Genomic DNA, 16,451 nt, shown 5'->3' on the forward strand with positions numbered 1-16,451 from the left:
TAACCATGTATGCAAATATCCGCAATTTATTATTTAAGATGGACCCTGAAAAAGCTCATACACGAACTATTCAAGCTCTAAAGGTTATGCAATCATTTTCATTTGCTAAAGATTTATACAATACAAATATGAGCTTGAATGATTCTAGATTAGAATGTAAATTACTAGATATTACATTTCCTAATCCCATTGGTTTAGCAGCTGGTTTTGATAAGTTTGCCGATGTATATCCAGCTCTTGCATCCCTTGGTTTTGGCTCAGTTGAAGTAGGTTCTATTACACCTAATCCTCAGCCTGGAAATCCTAAACCTCGCCTATTTCGTTTACCCGAGGACACAGCACTTATTAACCGTATGGGGTTTAATAGTGAGGGATTAAATAAAGCAAAGCAAAACTTTATGACTTTACCACGTCCAGCTATACCTCTCGGAATTAATTTAGGAAAAAACAAAGATACTCCAAACCAAGACGCCAATTTGGACTATCAAAAAGGACTGGAAGCACTCTATACTCATGGTGACTATTTTGTCATTAATATTAGCTCGCCAAACACTGAAGGATTAAGAGATTTACAATATGTCGATACTTTAAAGCCATTATTAACTTCTATTTTAACTAAACGTGATGAATTATGTAAAAAACATAGTCAATATCGTCCTATTGTTTTAAAGATTGCTCCCGACTTAACTCCAGAACAACTTGAAGGAGTTATCTCAATAATTTTAGAAGTAAAAGTTGATGCAGTTATTGCTGCAAATACAACTATTTCTCGTACTAATCTAACGTCTAAATATCAAGAACAAAGTGGTGGTTTAAGTGGTAAACCATTAAACTCACGTTCTACAGAAATTATTTCTAAAATCTATCAACAAACTCAAGGCAAATTACCTATTATTGGTTCCGGTGGTGTTTTTACTGGAGAAGATGCATATGAAAAAATTAAATCTGGTGCTTCACTCGTACAGCTCTATACTAGTATGATTTATCGAGGGCCCTCTGTTGCAAAACAAATTAACCAAGAAATTTTAAATCTACTAGAAAAAGATGGACTTTCCAGCATTACTGACGCTATTGGTCTATATCACAAATGAATTCTGCCCCGCTTCTAAAATTGAAGCGGGGCAGAATTCATTTGTGACAACATTTTTATTGGAGTGACATAGCTGTGAGTACCATTTTATGAAGCAATATTAAAGATAAGTATACCGGTACTCTTAAACATTTAAATTATAAACGTTTGAAAGAAAATAAGAATTATAACGTTAAGTGTAGATTCAAGCAAAAATAAAAATTTAAGAATAAATTTTTTAAAAGAATTGGATGATGTCATATATATTTGTAAAATTACTATGGATAGTTCTATTGCACAGTTTCTTAACTGATAGAAAGTTAGAGTGAGTACAGTTGAATCTTATGCAATTGTAAGTAATTGCTGTAATTCATTGTATGTTGAAAAAACGAAGGTCGGCTGCAAACTTCGTTTTCGTTTATATAGCATGGATTGTTCTGATTCCTTTCAAGGTACGTGTAGCATGGCGAAGACTTTGAAATCCTACGGATTTGAAAAAAATGTCGCTGGATATGTCTATAATCCTGTTCTATGAGATTATTCAAATAATCCATAGATTACACCTCCTTCCCCTCTAAATTTAGAGAAAAAGGATTAGCAACTTCTCCGCCCACGCTATACAGTTGAATTTATTCTATCATAGATGTACCACTCTTCATAGTATCCTGAAATTTATAAATGCCTCGATTGGGATATATATAACAGAGCATTTCCCAGTGACTGAATAGTTTTCTCCCCTGTTTTGAGTAACCTGTTTCCAAAGTCAAAATCAACCATACAGATCATCTTGGAGATAACCTAATTCTATTAATTGTTCTAGAAACATCTCTTTAAAATTCTCCCGCATAAATATAATTTTTCTAGTGCATCTGAGAACTTACCGAAACTATGTATCATAATGTATCTAGCATTCAACTCTTTCAATGTAAAAAACGATATACAGAATTAACTAGCAAATGTTATAATTGGTTAATTTGTACAAAGGGGGATATTTATGAAGATGTATTATAACGAACGAGCTCATGAATATGAAAAGGTTTATTTTAGAAACGATCCTATTCGTCAAAAAGAACAGATTCTCATTCAACAGAAACTCCAAAAGCTATTTACAGACCAATCTATTTTAGAAATAGCTTGTGGGACAGGCTATTGGACACAGTTTATAGCTAAAACAGCAAAACATATAACAGCCTTAGATTATTCCAACGAAGTATTAAACATTGCAAATCAAAAAAACATTTCCCCTTCTAAAGTGAATTTTCTTCAAAGGGATGCCTATCAGCTTGACAAAATCTCTGGAAACTTTGAGGGAGGTATTGCAAACTTTTGGTTTTCACATATACCAAAGTTTAGAATTCAAGAATTTTTAAATCAATTACACAATAAGCTTGGGTCTGGAACAACAGTTTTTATGGCTGATAATATTTATATAAAGTCCATAGGTGGTACTTTAATATATAAAGAGAATGATCCAAATACATATAAATTAAGGACTTTGGATAATGGAACAAAATACGAAATCATAAAAAACTATTACACCGAGGAAGAACTAAAAAATATATTTATCCCTGTTTCAAATGATTTACAGATATATATGGGACAGTGTTTTTGGTGGGTATCTTACAAAATTAAATAAGAAAGTTCAACTTCTTATAACGAATTTTTGAAGTGCCCTCTAAAAGTTAGGCATGGTTATTTCATTAGGCAGCTTGATAAAAGTGGGCCCGGTATTGCACCGGGCTCATTTTTAATTTTGTCTTTATCCGTTTTGTATTTTAATAATCTATATATTTTTCTAATTCTATTTTGAAATGCTCTACACTTTCAAACTCGTTTATGTAGAGAATTTCAGACTTCATGATTCCAAAGAAGTTCTCCATTACTACGTTGTCATAACAGTTGCCTTTACGAGATATACTTTGTACGATACCTCTTTCTTGTAATGCCTGACGGTACTGTTTCATTTGATAATGTCACCCTTGATCTGAATACATCAATAGTTGGTAATTTCCCTTATTTTGAACTAAGGCATTCAAATTTTTTAAATACGCATTTTCCATGCGTAAGCGTTCTAATTCAGCTTGTAACGCTTCAATTGAACCTTCCGCCAGAATCCTTTTTGTATCATGTTTTGTGTGTTTATTTTTCATGGATGGATGCCCCTTTCTCTTTGGTTCAAGGGCATCTAAGCCACCTACTTCAAATTGCTTCTTCCATTGATAAACCTTTGTAAAAGAAGGGATTATGAATGTAGCTGCTGTATCCATTAACGTGTAACTTTAGAATAAAGATTGATTAAAAAATTCCCGTTAACCTTTATTTAAAAATAAATGAAAAAACTCCATTTTGAAAAAAGTTTGATCAAAATAGAGTTTTTCTTTGTGATTGGTTGTTCAGTTTTTATAAAAAAGTTTAATCACTTTACTACTTTAGATACAGTATAAACATTTTTATGTAATAAATCTTTCCATACATGAAATCCACTGTCTATTAATTCTTCAAGTACTTGTGCAGTTATCTTCTTTTGTGTATAAACTCTATAACCCGATGAAATCCCTTCTACTTCCACATCATCTCCCACGATTTTAAAAATTCCCTCTAATGCATTCATTTTTCTCCCCATATCCTTATATAGATTGCCTATAGTATAAGTCAGTACATTTATATGTCAAGATGGCACAACAACAAAAATATTTTATGTTAAATATACAGTTTTAAAGAGAAAACCGGCACATTTTTTCAAAAGGTGGTCAATAAAATCTGTCGAATAAAAACTAATAGAACAATTGATTTCTTTCAAAAAAAGGAGCTGACATGATGTGTTTTTCTAGTGAAGAACACAAACATAATTTCCAAAGATTATTAGATGCAAGAGGAATCAATAAAATTGGACAAAGTCCTGATTATGAGACAGTTCTATACATCACTGCATACCCTGAAATTTACAAATGCTTTGATTGGAACATTTTCGAAACAGAATATTCTCCATTAAGCGCATTGATTTACCATGAGGATAAGAAACAAGGGGTTAATCCAGCGGCGCTAACAGGATCTACACTCCCAATCGTCAAGGCTGGTCAATCGCTGTTTAATGGCTATAAAGTAGATTTATCCGAATTACCTCTATATAATGAAGAATTATTTGAAGTGTTTTTTCAAGCATGTAAATTAAGATGGAAAAAGAATCTGTGATAACTAAATAACAGTTCTGAAATAACTTTTATAAACCAAAAACCGTTTTGATTATTTTTCAAAACGGTTTTTTAATAGATTGAAATACTACTTTTACTAACCAAACAAATACACCATAATTTTGCTCACACTATTAGATGTAACATTAAATGCTGAATGTCCTATCCAAGCCGCGAGAAAACCATATTTCATAAATAATTTACCATATATAAATCCTGGAAAGAAATAGACCCAAAAATTCGTTTCATCCGCCCCGTGATACATTACGAAAAAAATATTCGACATTATTAACCATAGCATTTTAAATTTCTTCTCTTTTTCTTCAGACCCATCATAAATCCTATTGAATCCTAAAATTTTATCCTTGCATTTGTATAAAAGAGAAAAGAAAAACACGTACATACAAAGTCTAAAAAATACTTCTTCAACAAACGGCCCTACTAATCCTACAATTACCAATTCTCCCTCAGCACTAAGATTACCAACGGATACATATTGATCTGAACCAGGCTTTATCAAATTAGGATTGAATACATTTATACCATTAGCTACAAAACTGATTAAAAATTGCAATCCAATTCCAAGAACAATAGATTTACCTATTGCAATAACAAGGGGTTTCTTTCGAACCTTAACGAAATGTCGCAAAAAACAATCTCTCGCCAGTTTAAACACAATTAATACTGCTATAAAAAATATACATGCCGAGGACAGTTGAATTCCATTTACCCCTAAAACCCCCCATTTTAAATAATTATCTGTTAATCTCACCAATCCAATCAGTATAACAGTTAACATGATGCATAGCGACGCCATAATTGAGTAGAAAATACCTTTTGAATAACTTCCCATAAATACCTCCTTTATCTTTCTTAACATTATTATAATAGAGAATTTTCATCTCATGTTGTGAGTTTGTATCATCCAAAATGTCTACTTGTAATAAGGAATTTCTAGTTCTTTTTGATTTCAGCTAATTCAACTTTCTACTATTTTCTGGGTTTAAAAGCCCAAAATCCCAAATGAAAGTAGGGATCATAAACTCTTTTACTTTTTTATGTCCATATTCCATTTTATGTGACTTTTACACTTAAATTACTATGCTTAAAAATCATTAAATAACTATCATATACCAATTTTTATAAAATTCTTCCATTTTTATGGAAACTAGATTATATTTATATTGGGTTCAAAAAAATAATAGTTTTCTATTAGGGAAAGGGGAAAGATGATGAAAAAAACAATGGGGAAAGTATTACTGGGAACGACGCTAGCTTTAACTATGATTTTACCAGCAAATGCATCTTTTGCAGCCGTAGATTCAGTTACACACGGGAAAGAACTTTCACAAAAAATCGTTGTACAACCAGAAAAGATTAAGAGTCTACAAGGGAAAGAAAAAGAGGATGTAATCAAGTTTGCTAAAGACAAAGCTGAAAACGTACAAAAGAAAATCGAGCAAAAAGTAGGAATAGCTGATTCAATTGATGAGAAAAACAAAGCGTTAAAAGAGATTTGGCCGACATTAAGCGAGGATGAAAAATTAGCTTACCAAATAGGTTCTATTCGAGTTGGAACTGAAAGAGCTCCAAAAGATTTAGTAAAAGCTTTAGCTAATAGCTCTAACGCTTTTACAGATTATGTTACAGGTACAAATGTATGGGGGAATTGGCTATTTAGATATTGGGTGTCAAATTCTTGGACATATGATTATGCTAAAATAAGATCAGCTAATCCATCTGAAACTGCAAAAGTATATTGGGCTGGTTGGTACTATAAAGGTAGTAGTGTACTATACTCAGAATATCAATATAACCAATACGATTATATTAGAAATGTAGAAGGTCGTTTTGAATCTACAGTAATTCAAAACTGGGATAATGGTGCGGCTCGATTTGATACTAAAATTAGAGCTAATGGAGACTACTCAACAAATGGTTGGATTGTCGAGTAAGTTGAAAAATTTGAATTTTCATTATAAAATATAGTATAAAAGGTCAAGGCTTTTAAAAGCTTTGACCTTTTATACTATATCCCAAGAAGGTTCATTCCACTTAACATCCATTATAAAAGGAGGCGGTTCTTTGATAGGAATGGTTTTATACGGCTTGTTTTATATAACGATTTTAGTATTTTGTATTTATTATTTACCTATAATAGCAAAAGATTTAAAGAGCATTAGAGACTCCAATCAGAAAAATCAAGAGTTGCTAGTTCAATTATTGAAAGAAATTGAAAAACAGAATAAAGATTAACATTCACTAATATAAAAAAGGAACTATTTTGGAAGATTAATCAAAATAGTCCTTTTTGTTTAGTTAGTCCCATTTATAAATAATATTGAAAATAACCTTCCCATCCCAAAAGTACACTCATCAGAATAAATATTTCATCTCTGTATATCCACTCCCTCATCAAAAAAGTTTTTAGACATACTGTAGTTTTTCAAACTCATGTATATTAACGTGCAACGTTAGAATTTAAATTCACCTGCATCAAAAGGTACACTATAAAATAGTTGGTGTCATAAATAAAAAGCCCTCTATTAATAAACTGCACCACAACTATTAGACTATGGCTAATAATTAGAGGTGTAGTTCATAAGGAAATTGGCTTTTTGCTTATCCTGAGGTTGTTATTTTCATCTAAAAATAAATAATAGAAATATAATACAGCTTATGACCTGTTTTTACACGTATCTCGGTCGAGCCCCTTAAAGGACTCCAAAATAAAAAGGCCAATTTCCCTGCATTAAAATTGAGAAATTGGCCTTTTTCGTTACTCAAGAAAAGCGCACGATTGTGGCAGATCAGATGTTTGTCTTATTGAAGAAAAGCATCCATTTTTGTGTTTTACTATAATTCAAATTCCTTATCCTTATCAAATAGTTCCGAGCCTTAGAAAACTAATTTGTGTCGGCAAGAGCAAGAGCCAGTGAGTATTCAATCTTCAGATCTTTTAATTGTGAAACAACTTTACCAGATGGTTGATATGGAACAGACAGTTCATTAAATGGCTCGACAATCTCCATAGGCGGAATACCGAACCAGCCCTGGCAAGTACCAAGTTTAGTGGAAGATTCGATCACATGTGGCCAGTACCGTTCTGTCTTCATTCCCCCAAGAACTGTCGCCGGTGACAGGGTTCCTAGAAGCCTCATATTGGAGATGTGGTCTAATATCACTGCCTGTTGAGCATTCCCTATAACTACTTCACCCAACGCATTTAAAGTACGATATTCAACATTCTCTTGTAATGCTTGACCAATACACCCTAACTTATATTCATTAGATAAAACAAACTCCACTAATAAATCAAGTGGTAAATACAAAGTTGGAACGCCATGATGTAAATTAGCGGCACGCTCAATGTAAGCCATTGCTATCATGTAGGAAAACGCTAGATTCGGGGCGTTCCTAGCTATTAGTGCCGCCCCAGCGACAGGCTCCCTTGCGTCATTTAGAGAGACGTCTAATGGTGGAAGACTCATTACCGACACATGCTTTCGACGCTTATTCCGTGTGAAGATAGTCTTCCGTCGAACATTTCCTGCTAAATCGAGATACCACCAGGCATATGGTCGCCAACGCAGATCAGACATATTAGTGTGTGTTAGAACCACCCGTATATGTAAATCTGCGTTACCGGATCTTACCAACTCTGATGCACGACATACTGTATGAAGTCTTGACATAAACAAATTAGGGCTAGCGTGGGGAAGAGTGATTACGGCACGAACATTCGAGTTTGCTAGCAGAGATAGTTCTCTTTCTCGTAATCCCAAAAGATCCAAAGCCTCTTGACTGCTAGAGTAACGGTTACGGTTACTCCATAGCCAGTCCGAAAATAAACTAGATATCAATATTCTAATAACTCCCTTTTTTCTGATTTAATCTGTTTCTCTATTTCTTGAATAAACCTCTTCGCATCCACCATCGACTTGGTCTTTGCATACATTATGCTACCAAAAGGCCAGTAACTACGAGACGTGTAACTCTTTTTTTTCCTACGATCATAGACCTCGATGTCCGAGCCTAAACTCTTTAAGTTTTCGTCTATCTTGATACCTTTAGCGGTTGGTGGAACACCGATACGCAACCATGACCCATCCGACTTTTCTTTTGTACATCTAATGTCGAGCTCATGACCAAGTTGTTGGTAAGTAAATATTTCCCACAAATTTAATCCCGTAATGAGATGTAAATAGCGTGTTATACCGCCGCCTCCCGGTCTCCCAGCAATTTCACCAACCCACAAATTCCGACCGTCACTCAATATCTCCACATGAACAACACCCTTGGTTATCCCCAGCGCCTGTACTGCCAACTCAGACAAGTTTCTTAGCTTATAGTCTTCCCTGCTAAGTGGGTCGATTTGTATACTAGCATTTAATCCACCAACTGCAGCAAGTTGAGGTCGATAATAAGCCGAGCTAACACAGTGTCGAAGCACTCCCCCTTCGACTACTCCATCGCAATGAAATTCTTGTTTTACTTTTATCTGTTCCTCAACGATTACTTCATAACCTATATTTCGAATGTAATCTAATGCTTCTTCTGAACTCATTTTGATAACCCCACGGCAACGCGATCCATTAAGCGGTTTTACTACTACCTCCCCACATGACTTACAGTTTTCTTCATTTTCTATAAAATCTAATCCAGACCAATACGGAATAACTGGAACACCTGCCTGTTCAAGTTTACGCTTCATAATTAACTTATCAGTGCAAGCCACTGCTTCAAGTTCTTTCATACCAGTTAATCCATATCGTGATCTTAATCTTCCTGCTAGTGAGACATTTCTCTCCGATGTAGCTACTACGTATTGGTAGCTGTCCTTCCCCCATAAAGCCATTGCTGCATCTTCTAGACCTATTATGTGTCCATTACTATCTGGAATACATTCACTATTTTCAATGGAGGGGGGATCCATCAATCGTGTGAATCTGTAGTCATGCAATTCCGACAAGACCGCATTCACTTCTTCCTTCCCCGTATCTAATACCAACGCATGACCTTTAGATTTATTTCGACGAATCATCGTAGGAATAAATCCTTTCCAAAACGTCTGTTAAAAGCTCGTCTAAAGTGGTGAAAGAGGACCACCCGGTGAGTTCCCGCGAAATCGAAGCGCTAATAGTTGCATTTCTTCGCATAGGTGCTAGCAAAGTAGGGATATCTGGTATAGCTTTGTCCAAGACGGTCTTTAGCCCCAATGCAGCCAAAGGGTCGCTGCATACTGCGACAACCGCACAAAGGCAGTTGGCCTTAGCAAACCCTTCAATTATAGGCATAGAATTTGAAGAAATCACATCCCCTCCACACTCTCCAATAAGAATCTTTGCCCCACTTTTAACTAGATAATCCGACATAGAAATGGCTGACTCCCAAACCTCTTGACCTCGTCGACCATATGTCGTGTCCATGCCAGTATCGACGTAGTCCGACGTCGCTACTGCTCCCGCTTGAATGTAGTTTTGTGTATCCCTCATACGGCCGGTACCCGACAGTTTAACTCCACCAACTGCATGACCTGATTCTGTTAAAGTTCGGATGAGAGAGCTGGTTACACGGGTCTTTCCTACCTCTGCTGACGTCCCAACAACTAGAACTGTTGGAACAGCAACCTCCACATCTACCAATGATTTAATTTTTCGCTGAAGGGATAAAAGTTGTCCATCCTTCTTCAGCCCTCCAATTATCTTTAGCCTTGTAGGCGGACCTGCTTCTCGAGGGAAATCATCCGCAACTCCAACTAATCCCCCCACCGCCAATAAATCTGCTTCTTCAATAAATGTTGAAGGTACTCGACCACTTATTGAAGTGGACGAACCACGTTCTCCCCATGCTCCTATAATTTTAGCCCCAACCGAAAGCGTCAAGTCTGCACCGGGGGCCACATCAATATGCTTATAGGACCCAAGACGTATTACCTCTGCTAGAACCAGTTCGTCTCGAACCGGTTCCGGATTTGGCACTACCTCTACCCCTTCAAGATCTCCCACATGTCTAGCTATACTAGTAGTTATTACTGATCCGTGTTTTAAATCCATCACTTATTCCCACCAATCAAATCTAGGATTGCCATTCGGACTGGAACTGCATTAGATACTTGTTGAAAATACTTAGCCCTAGGATTACTATCAACCTCCAGAGCAATTTCATTGACACGTGGGAGTGCATGCATTACGGCTAATGAGCTCTTAGCTTGACGCAGAACTTCATTGTCTATGATTGGCAAATCAGAACCTTGCTCATCAGATGACCATCTCTCACGTTGAGGTCGGCTAACATAAAGTACGTCAAGTTCCGATATGACCTCGTCAATTTCGGAAACTTTTTCAACATGACCTGATAAATGACTATCTAAAACATCAGGCTGAAATCTGTCTGGAGCTATCCAGTAAAGTTTGCAATTATATCGAAGCAGAGCCCTTGTTAGAGAGTGTACAGTGCGACCATATTTAAGATCTCCAACAAACCCTATCGTCAAATTGTCTATTTTCCCGAAAATTTCATTAATTGTAAACAAATCATAAAGAGTCTGTGTAGGATGCTCATTTGAACCATCACCACCGTTGATAATGGGAACCTGAGCAATTTCTCGTAATGGCTTAAGAGCTCCGTTGGTTGGATGCCTAACTACCAACAGATCCGCAAACGTCTGCATTACCTGTATTGTGTCACTTAAAGTCTCCCCTTTCGCTGCGCTGGAGCTAGTTGGATCTCCGAAACCAATTACGCCGCCTCCGAGACGTTGAGCTGCCGACGAAAACGATTGGTAGGTTCTAGTACTTGGCTCATAAAACAATAAACCCACAATCTGTCCTTTAAGGCTTAGGTTCGATCGGTTATTTTTTTTGTAATGTTCCGCTTTCTCAAATATCCATTGAATATCTGATTCTGAAAGATCATCCATCGACAATAGATGACGAATCGATTGACTCATAAATTTTCTCCTCCTGTTAATCGTTCTCTGTATGCGGTTGCATATACAGCACTATTAATCTCAATTCGTTCGGGAGTTGTTTGGTCTTCAATTTCACATATGTAAACAAGCGTAGGAACAACGACTTTCGTTGAATCAAGCCATTCTTTAAAGCTAGAAATAGATTTGAACTCAAAACTTTCCTCATACCCAAACGACTTCGCTACATAGTTCACATCAGGCTGAAGATTCAAAATTTTCTGACCTCCAGTGCTATTATAGACACCATTCCACGAAACAACATGTAGAATCGGTAGTCCAAGTCCCCCAATTACATGTGGTGAAGAGTAACCCATTAAGTGGTTCCCATCTCCCTCAAGTATTACTACATTCTTTTGGCCACCTGTAACAAGACCTGCCCCAACACTGCTAGCCAATCCCATACCACCCTGAAGAGGTAATATACTCCCCATCTGTCCTAACCTCATTGCCTCACGGCTCAAGAACCCATTTCCTACTACGAGCAAGCCTTCTACTCTTTCTATATATTCCAACAACGCTCTAACAGTATCACTTCTACTAATCATTTAAATATCACTCCCCGGGGGTACCAACAGGACTCGATGTCCTTGAGCTTTCTGAGTTAAAAATGTTTTCAAACTATGAATATCTGCCTTATCCCACACAGCCCATGATACGCCTAATGCATTTAGATAATCAATTGTGCGACTACCAGTTACAAGGTGATGGGATAGCTTGTCTGATCCAGTCCCAGCCCAACCAACTATTAATGTCAAATACTCGCCAATGTCTAAAGCCAAAGAGGTGAGTGCATCGGCACATGTAAATAAACCTGCATTTTTCATGAATACAATAGGTTTAGATTCTGCTAAACTAATACCCGTAGCAAAAGCAACTGCAACATCTTCTCTTGGTACATTTAAAACTGGAATTACCAATTCCAAAGGGCCTAAGAAGTTTTTTAAGATTGAATCAGGTACACCCACAGCATAATCATAGCCGGATGATATGATTAAATCAGCCAATGTTCCACTCTGTGTTTGACCGATTTTATCAGTTGTATCTACCTTACGCATCGATGTGCACCGAGTGGATGGTTCGCTCAGAAACATGTATCTCTTCTCCCTTCCTCGTCCAAAGTGGAAACGACCGTCGAGCATGAGCAACGGAGGTATTATCAAGAAAAATCAGCTCATTTTTCTCAAGCATAAACTCGATTGCCACATGATTCAGGGCCCAATCAAATCGCTTAAAAGCCTCTAGAAATGGTTTACCGACCTCGCTACGGTAAACGTCATCACGTATCCCCTCCCAATACCGAAGACAAATCTTGCCTTTGTTATCTCTATGAAGGATTGGTCGGGCATCACTATTAGAAGATCTAGAAATAGGTACGCTAGACAGTTCAGCAATGTCAGAATTCAGTTTATTCGGAAACACCTGATCATATAATTCATATACATCCGCAAGCCGGGCTATGCGTGACTCCCCTCTATTACCAATCGGTCCAAAACTAGGTTCGCTGACAAGTAACATCATAAACAAGGTACACGGATTATCACTTGCGGACCGAGCAGTATGAAGAGGAACCTCTGATGTCGTCTGAGTAGGGCGCGGTGCTTTCCCTATGAGATCTTCCAGAGGACGTACATCGCCAAGGACAGCAAAAGGACCCTCACGGTTTACCACACTGTTCCCATAGGAGGGCTTAATTGATATAGGTCCAAATTTTTTTCCAAACTCGATTAACTCTTCCGGACCAGTAGGAAGATCTACAATAATACAAACACCTATATCTTGAACCGTTTGAATAGCTCTTGAATAGTCTTCTGGACCAATTTTTGGAATATCTTCGTATTTTAACATTTATTTATATCCTCCTTTATATATTTTGAAGTACCGAGATTCGCTACAAAAGAAATAACTCCGGCTAATAACATTAAGACTCCTAGTCCTACCCATCCAGCTGTGCCACCATTTAGGCAAGCTCCAGTAACTACAATGGGTGACAATACTCTGCCTAGGCCTTTTGCCATGCTAAACATCCCTTGATATTCACCAGTTCCAGAATGAGGAGCCAAGAGGAAGCTTAATTCGTAACTAACTGCAGAAAACCAAAGCTCCCCAAAACTATAAAATATCAAACCTGTTATAATAAAGACCAGTGCAATATTTTGCTCGACATTCGGCATAAGCCCTATTAATACGAAAGAAATTAGTAAGAATGTGGCGCTGCTAAGAAAAGCGGCGTTAATTCTTCTGTAAGAACTACTCACCCATCGTGACACTAATACTTGAAGGCCGACTACCATTATCGTATTTAAAGGTATAACCAAACCAAGGGTCCACCGGGGAACCATTGTGTGGTTAATAAGCCATAGTGGCAGGGCGAGGGGCAAGACTGAGTACTGCTGCATAAAGACAACAACTAAAAAAGAAAAGGCAAGATAACGCCTGTCCCGAAGAACTCCTAGCGCCTTTTGGGCTTTTTTCTTATGAATAACCCCAGTCTTTGGAAGTTTATAAACCATACCAGCACAGACAATAAATGTTAATACATTAATTACTATGAGTAACAAATACCCTTGTTGGTTATGTATGGTTATCACAATTCCTGCTAGCGCCCCTCCAAAGGTTATGCCAAGATTGTTTACTGATCGAAGCCCTGCTCGGAAGTGGGTCGAGTTGTCTCCACCTAATTCTCGGACAAGTGCCCCTCTTGCTGAACTACTTGCAACAGAAGCGAGAGATGTAATAGAAATTAAGATTACAAACATATAATAGTTACTTATTATTAGTAACGCAGCCATTGAAAGGGCTTCAATCACCAAAGTAACCAGATATGTTTCTCTTGCACCCTTACGATCTGAAAGCATTCCCACTGGGATCCCGGACAATAACCCTACAGCGCCACCGATGGAGAGTCCAACCCCTGTTTGTATAGCACTAAATCCTTGATAATTTACAAAATATAAGACTGCACTTGAGACGTAGAGACCAGTGCCAAAGTTATTTATGAAAGTCAACCAAAACATTAATTTTTGAGCATAACCCTGAGGAGAAATCCAAAATTTTTCGATTATGGTATTCATGATCTCTCCGAGTTAGGCGATGCTGTCTGCACTTGATCCTGAAACCAGCTAGCCAATTTTCTAAGACGTATTTCAACTTCTTCTTCGTCTTTACCTTGTACTAGAGCTTTCCCAGCTTTAATATTAGATGCCTCTGCACTGTTCTTCATTATCTGACCAACTTTAATGTTTACAGAGGCTTTCACACAACCTTCCATATTCATAACCTCTTCTTCACTTGGTACGTAAATTATCCTCCCTTCAGGCGAAGGAAGATGGACAAATCCGACAGTCCCCACGGTTTCTTTCAGATTCACCCTCGTATTATAACCCAGGCAGGATTTAGCCCACTCAAATGCCAGATTTACGCCGAAAAGATGGTTGACCTCTTCAAAAATCATTCCACCACCTATTCTTCCGCCACATTCGCTAAAAACAAGGCCAGATGGGGTATCGAAAGCCTCTAGATGAAATATTCCGTTAGTATGGCCAAGTGCTGTAAGTGCATCAGTCACCAATGCTCTACCCCGTTCATACAGCAGATGATTCTGCTTAGGCGGGTGCACAATTGAACCTACTAGACCTCCATTTTGGATTTCTATTACGTTTGTTAAGTATCTTGAAATGCTTAACATCTTAACTTCTCCATCACGAATTACGCCATCAAGGTGCAACTCAGAACCACTAACTAAGTCCTCGACTAACCACGGACCAATGTGCTTGAGGTTACGCAACTCACCCAGTTTGTTTATGCTGTCGACTCGAAAAGTGTCACGAGCACCGCCACCGGATAACGGCTTAATGATTACTGGTTTGTTAATTTTTTTGATATCAGTGATCAAATCCACAGTATAAAAGTCCGTGACGGGAATACCAGCTGATTTAATTAAGCGTTTTTGCACATACTTATCTCGAAGTGCCACTGCAACATCGGTCGACATGCCTTGACATTGTGTGAGCTCCTTTAGAATACTTGCTGTGACTAATGCTAATTCTCTCATACTACAAATAACCGAGAATTGTTCTAAATGAATCGATGCCCTGGTTAAACTTTCAATAACTTCTTCTGCACTATGTACATCAGCACAACTTAGGATTGTAGCGTTTTGATTGTGCTGGCGCGAACGCTCAATATGTTTTGCATTGATAACATTAACTACATCACATCCTAATTTAACCAGAGATTCCAAAGCCTCCTTATACCAACCAATTAGGAGAACTTTTACACCAGGTGAAGTTTCTCCTTTAACAAAAACTGCTTCAAAGTCATCAAGATTATTCATGTTCTAACCATTCCGGTAAACGCTGTATTTGAAATATATCTTGTACTGTCGCAATCTCGCTTTGTACAGATTCTGAACTACCGCTTACACATATCTTGGACAAGACTTCCTTTGACCCTGAAATCATAGCTCTCATTCCGTGGTTGGCAAAGATCATTAACTTTACACCAGCAGCGTTAGCTTCTTCGACAGTCAAGGAATAGTAGGTCGTTGGGACAACAACTACAGGCAATCGGTCTTGCCAGCATGATATAAAGTCAAGCACTTCGTCAGGTGTTTTGGCCTTAGAATGAATAAGAATAGCATCTGCACCTGCGTCAGCGTAAGCATGAGCTCTTTTCAGTGCTTCAGATACATCGCATCCTACTACAAGAGCTTCTGTGCGTGCTATGATCATAAAATCCTTGGTTGTTTGCGCTTCTTTTGCAACTTTTATCTTTCGGGCAAACGTATCAATCTGTTCAAGATGTTGACCAGCGCCAACGAAACTATTCATCTTTGGAAACTGTTTATCCTCAAAGCAAACAGCTGCAATTCCGGCCGCTTCAAACTGTTGAACGGCGTAAACTGCATTCAAATTATTCCCAAATCCTGTATCACAATCTGCTATAACAGGAATTGAGACAGCATCGTTCATTTGCTTTGCTGCCGTTAAATATTCTGACATGCTAAGCAGACTTGCATCCGGTAATGCGGCCGACGCTGAAATCTCGAAGCTGGAAGACCAAACGGCTTCAAAGCCGGATTCCTCTACCAAACGGGCACTTAAGCCATTATGTGCCCCTGCGGCCAAAATTGTTTTCCCCTTTCTTGCTATAGCATCACGAAGATAAGCACGTTTTTCTGCACTACTTTTTTTTACATTTAGTTCAATCATTGTTTTTC

17 protein-coding genes and 3 pseudogenes are annotated in these 16,451 nt (G+C 37.6%); 5 read left to right on the forward strand and 15 right to left on the reverse strand.

Features of this window, described 5'->3' with window-relative positions; translation table 11 throughout:
• Positions 1 to 5 precede the first annotated feature (5 nt).
• Positions 6 to 1,091 carry a quinone-dependent dihydroorotate dehydrogenase gene (locus NST14_RS28775; RefSeq protein ID WP_000271221.1) on the forward strand — a complete coding sequence of 362 codons (1,086 nt, stop codon included), beginning with the start codon at positions 6 to 8 and terminating at the stop codon, positions 1,089 to 1,091.
• Between the two features lie 320 nt (positions 1,092 to 1,411).
• Here NST14_RS28775 and NST14_RS28780 read toward each other — a convergent pair.
• Positions 1,412 to 1,626: pseudogene (locus NST14_RS28780) on the reverse strand (DDE-type integrase/transposase/recombinase); the annotation flags it as partial.
• Between the two features lie 437 nt (positions 1,627 to 2,063).
• On the opposite strand from NST14_RS28780, the gene NST14_RS28785 reads away from it, so the two are divergent.
• On the forward strand, positions 2,064 to 2,705 hold the full coding sequence (locus NST14_RS28785; RefSeq protein WP_000785006.1) for a class I SAM-dependent DNA methyltransferase: 642 nt from the start codon (positions 2,064 to 2,066) through the stop codon (positions 2,703 to 2,705).
• A gap of 64 nt (positions 2,706 to 2,769) precedes the next feature.
• Here the strand turns inward: NST14_RS28785 and NST14_RS31075 are convergent.
• From NST14_RS31075 to NST14_RS28795, 3 genes and pseudogenes are all read right to left on the reverse strand, one after another.
• A pseudogene (locus NST14_RS31075) lies at positions 2,770 to 3,072 on the reverse strand (transposase); the annotation flags it as partial.
• Positions 3,073 to 3,279: 207 nt separating this feature from the next.
• Positions 3,280 to 3,336, reverse strand: a pseudogene (locus NST14_RS31080) (hypothetical protein); the annotation flags it as partial.
• A 149-nt stretch (positions 3,337 to 3,485) separates the two neighbouring features.
• Entirely contained in the window at positions 3,486 to 3,680 is a 195-nt protein-coding gene (locus NST14_RS28795) for a hypothetical protein (RefSeq protein ID WP_000992383.1), read from the reverse strand.
• Between the two features lie 206 nt (positions 3,681 to 3,886).
• Here NST14_RS28795 and NST14_RS28800 point away from each other — a divergent pair, with 206 nt between their 5' ends.
• On the forward strand, positions 3,887 to 4,261 hold the full coding sequence (locus NST14_RS28800; RefSeq protein WP_000333633.1) for a hypothetical protein: 375 nt from the start codon (positions 3,887 to 3,889) through the stop codon (positions 4,259 to 4,261).
• 96 nt (positions 4,262 to 4,357) lie between these two features.
• On the opposite strand, the gene NST14_RS28805 is transcribed toward NST14_RS28800, so the two are convergent.
• The gene (locus NST14_RS28805; RefSeq protein ID WP_000536137.1) at positions 4,358 to 5,113 is read right to left on the reverse strand and encodes a CPBP family intramembrane glutamic endopeptidase; all 756 of its coding nucleotides are present in this window, start codon (positions 5,111 to 5,113) and stop codon (positions 4,358 to 4,360) included.
• Between the two features lie 379 nt (positions 5,114 to 5,492).
• Here NST14_RS28805 and NST14_RS28810 point away from each other — a divergent pair, with 379 nt between their 5' ends.
• Together NST14_RS28810 and NST14_RS28815 are read left to right on the forward strand one after the other, a co-directional pair.
• Positions 5,493 to 6,215 (forward strand): hypothetical protein, encoded by a 723-nt coding sequence (locus tag NST14_RS28810; protein WP_000753388.1) that lies wholly within the window; start codon positions 5,493 to 5,495, stop codon positions 6,213 to 6,215.
• A 130-nt stretch (positions 6,216 to 6,345) separates the two neighbouring features.
• The gene (locus NST14_RS28815; protein ID WP_002170379.1) at positions 6,346 to 6,516 is read left to right on the forward strand and encodes a hypothetical protein; all 171 of its coding nucleotides are present in this window, start codon (positions 6,346 to 6,348) and stop codon (positions 6,514 to 6,516) included.
• Between the two features lie 650 nt (positions 6,517 to 7,166).
• Here the strand turns inward: NST14_RS28815 and NST14_RS28820 are convergent.
• The 10 genes from NST14_RS28820 to NST14_RS28865 all read right to left on the reverse strand — a co-directional run bounded on the left by NST14_RS28820 (position 7,167) and on the right by NST14_RS28865 (position 16,443).
• A complete protein-coding gene (locus tag NST14_RS28820; RefSeq protein ID WP_139242471.1) occupies positions 7,167 to 7,649 on the reverse strand; it encodes a hypothetical protein in 483 nt (160 codons plus the stop codon).
• Positions 7,650 to 8,119: 470 nt separating this feature from the next.
• Positions 8,120 to 9,304 (reverse strand): ATP-grasp domain-containing protein, encoded by a 1,185-nt coding sequence (locus tag NST14_RS28825; RefSeq protein WP_000621198.1) that lies wholly within the window; start codon positions 9,302 to 9,304, stop codon positions 8,120 to 8,122.
• Positions 9,288 to 10,316, reverse strand: coding sequence for a DUF1611 domain-containing protein (locus NST14_RS28830; protein WP_000364397.1), 1,029 nt, complete (start codon positions 10,314 to 10,316; stop codon positions 9,288 to 9,290). Before NST14_RS28830 ends, NST14_RS28825 begins: the two co-directional genes overlap by 17 nt.
• Entirely contained in the window at positions 10,316 to 11,212 is an 897-nt protein-coding gene (gene pyrB / locus NST14_RS28835; protein WP_000083389.1) for an aspartate carbamoyltransferase, read from the reverse strand. Before pyrB ends, NST14_RS28830 begins: the two co-directional genes overlap by 1 nt.
• Positions 11,209 to 11,778, reverse strand: coding sequence for a thiamine pyrophosphate-dependent enzyme (locus tag NST14_RS28840; RefSeq protein WP_000625643.1), 570 nt, complete (start codon positions 11,776 to 11,778; stop codon positions 11,209 to 11,211). The genes pyrB and NST14_RS28840 overlap by 4 nt, the downstream gene beginning before the upstream one ends.
• The gene (locus tag NST14_RS28845) at positions 11,779 to 12,288 is read right to left on the reverse strand and encodes a hypothetical protein (RefSeq protein ID WP_001233203.1); all 510 of its coding nucleotides are present in this window, start codon (positions 12,286 to 12,288) and stop codon (positions 11,779 to 11,781) included.
• Positions 12,281 to 13,078 carry a TauD/TfdA family dioxygenase gene (locus NST14_RS28850; RefSeq protein ID WP_000922288.1) on the reverse strand — a complete coding sequence of 266 codons (798 nt, stop codon included), beginning with the start codon at positions 13,076 to 13,078 and terminating at the stop codon, positions 12,281 to 12,283. The genes NST14_RS28845 and NST14_RS28850 overlap by 8 nt, the downstream gene beginning before the upstream one ends.
• Complete coding sequence (locus NST14_RS28855) at positions 13,072 to 14,304, reverse strand: MFS transporter (protein ID WP_001092096.1); 1,233 nt, start codon at positions 14,302 to 14,304, stop codon at positions 13,072 to 13,074. Before NST14_RS28855 ends, NST14_RS28850 begins: the two co-directional genes overlap by 7 nt.
• The gene (locus NST14_RS28860) at positions 14,301 to 15,566 is read right to left on the reverse strand and encodes an ATP-grasp domain-containing protein (protein ID WP_001060995.1); all 1,266 of its coding nucleotides are present in this window, start codon (positions 15,564 to 15,566) and stop codon (positions 14,301 to 14,303) included. Before NST14_RS28860 ends, NST14_RS28855 begins: the two co-directional genes overlap by 4 nt.
• Positions 15,559 to 16,443, reverse strand: coding sequence for an isocitrate lyase/phosphoenolpyruvate mutase family protein (locus NST14_RS28865; RefSeq protein WP_000571606.1), 885 nt, complete (start codon positions 16,441 to 16,443; stop codon positions 15,559 to 15,561). The genes NST14_RS28860 and NST14_RS28865 overlap by 8 nt, the downstream gene beginning before the upstream one ends.
• Positions 16,444 to 16,451: the final 8 nt, after the last annotated feature.

Source organism: Bacillus sp. FSL W8-0519 (assembly GCF_038005585.1).
In the GTDB taxonomy this organism is placed as follows: Bacteria; Bacillota; Bacilli; order Bacillales; family Bacillaceae_G; genus Bacillus_A; species Bacillus_A paranthracis.